2 protein-coding genes are annotated in these 2,187 nt (G+C 70.6%); both read left to right on the forward strand.

Going from position 1 to position 2,187, the window contains the following annotated elements; genetic code table 11:
- A partial coding sequence (locus ACTOQ2_RS43745; protein WP_440107913.1) for a substrate-binding domain-containing protein occupies nt 1–1,022 on the forward strand: 1,022 nt, incomplete at its 5' end.
- Nucleotides 1,022–2,187: Gfo/Idh/MocA family protein (locus ACTOQ2_RS43750; RefSeq protein ID WP_440107915.1), on the forward strand; the 1,166-nt coding region annotated here is incomplete at its 3' end. The genes ACTOQ2_RS43745 and ACTOQ2_RS43750, both read left to right, overlap by 1 nt.

The raw sequence follows: 2,187 nt of genomic DNA on the forward strand, positions 1-2,187 counted from the left end.
TCGGCGGTGCGGTCATCGGTGCGGGTGCGCTGGTGACGGCGTGCACGGGTAACGAGGCCCCGGCCCCGGCGGCGGCCTCGGCGCCGGCCCCGGCGGCGACCGGCGGCAACGACGCCCCCGGCGACAAGGTCGTCATCGGCTTCTCCGCGCCCGCGGCCGACCACGGCTGGATCGCCGCGATCGCCAAGAACGCCGAGGCCGCGGCCAAGGAGTACTCCGACATCGAGTTCAAGCCGGTCGAGCCGACCAACGACATCAACGCGCAGATCTCCGCCGTCGAATCGCTGATCGCGGCCAAGGTCTCCGCGCTGGTGATCTTGCCCAACGACGGCCAGCAGCTCAACCAGATCGCCCGCCAGGCCTCCGACGCCGGCATCCCGGTGATCAACCTGGACCGGATCTTCCCCGACAAGCTGTCCTACCGCACCTGGATCGGCGGCGACAACTACGGCATGGGCGTGGCGGCCGGCCACTACATCGGCAAGAAGCTCAAGGACAAGGGGGTGGCCAACCCGGTGATCCTGGAGATCCAGGGCATCGCCACCCTGCCGCTGACCCAGGACCGCAGCAAGGGCTTCGAGGACGCGCTGAAGACCTACGGCTTCAGCGTGACGGCCAAGCAGGACGCGCAGTTCACCGTGGAGTCGGGCACCAAGGTGGCGGCGAACCTGATGCAGGCGCACAAGAAGATCGACGCGATCTGGAACCATGACGACGACCAGGGCATCGGCGTGCTGGCCGCGATCAAGGAGGCCGGGCGCAGCGAGTTCTTCATGGTCGGCGGCGCCGGCTCGGCCAACGCGATGCGCGACATCCAGGCCGGCTCTGGCGTGCTGGAGGCCACCGTGACCTACAGCCCCACCATGGCCTCCTCGGCGATCAAGCTGGCGCGCCTGATCGCGCAGGGCAAGGGCATGAGCGACCTGGTGGAGAACCAGGTGCCCCAGTCGATCACCCTGGCCTCCGAGACCATCACCAAGGAGAACGTGGCCGAGTACCTGCCGTTGGGATTCGAGTCTTGATGAATCAGTCTGACAGGCCGAGCCTGGGGATCGGCATGGTCGGGTACGCCTTCATGGGCCGGGTGCATTCGCAGGCCTGGCGCAGCGTGTCGGCGTTCTTCGACCTGCCGGCCCGGCCGGTGATGGCGGCGGTCTGCGGCCGCTCGGCCGCCGGGACGGCGGCGGCGGCCGAGCAGATGGGCTGGGCGGCGGCCGAGACCGACTGGCGCAAGCTCATCGCCCGCGACGACGTGGACGTGGTCGACATCTGCACGCCGGGCGACTCGCACGCCGAGATCGCGATCGCCGCGCTGGAGGCCGGCAAGCACGTGTTGTGCGAGAAACCGCTCGCCAACACCGTCGCCGAGGCCGAGGCGATGGCGGCGGCGGCCCGCTCGGCGGCCGAGCGGGGGGTGTACGCGATGGTGGCGTTCAACTACCGCCGGGTGCCGGCCATCGCCCAGGCCGCCCGCTGGGTGGCCGAGGGCCGCCTGGGATCCATTCGCCACGTGCGGGCCCAGTACCTGCAGGACTGGATCGTCGATCCGGACTTCCCGCTGGTATGGCGGCTGCGAAAGGACCTGGCCGGCTCCGGCGCGCTGGGCGACATCGGCGCGCACATCATCGACACCGCGCAGTTCATCACCGGCCAGCGCCTGACGCACGTGTCCGGGCTGACCGAGACCTTCATCACCCAGCGGCCCGTCGCCGACGCCTCGGCCGGGCTGTCGGCCGAGGCCGGCACCGGCGGCGGCGCGCAGATGGGCGAGGTCGACGTCGATGACGCGGCCCTGTTCATCGGGCGCCTCAGTGGTGGCGCGCTAGCGTCGTTCGAGGCGACCCGGTTCGCCACCGGCCGCAAGAACGCGCTGCGGATCGAGGTCAACGGCTCGAAGGCGAGCGTGGCCTTCGACTTCGAGGCGATGAACGAGTTGTGGTTCCACGACCACGCGTTGCCCGCCGAGGAGGCCGGGTTCCGCCGGGTGCTGGTCACCGAGGCCGGGCACCCGTACGCGGGGGCGTGGTGGCCGCCGGGCCACGGCCTGGGCTATGAGCACACCTTCACCCACGAGGTGAAGGACTTCGTCGAGGCGATCGCCACCGGCATCGCCCCGACCCCGTCGTTCGACGACGGACTGAACGTCCAGCGCGTGCTGGAAGCGGTCGAGCGCAGCGCCGCCGACCA

Origin of the sequence: Streptosporangium sp. H16, assembly GCF_051918855.1 — a bacterium.
Taxonomy (GTDB): Bacteria; Actinomycetota; Actinomycetes; order Streptosporangiales; family Streptosporangiaceae; genus Streptosporangium.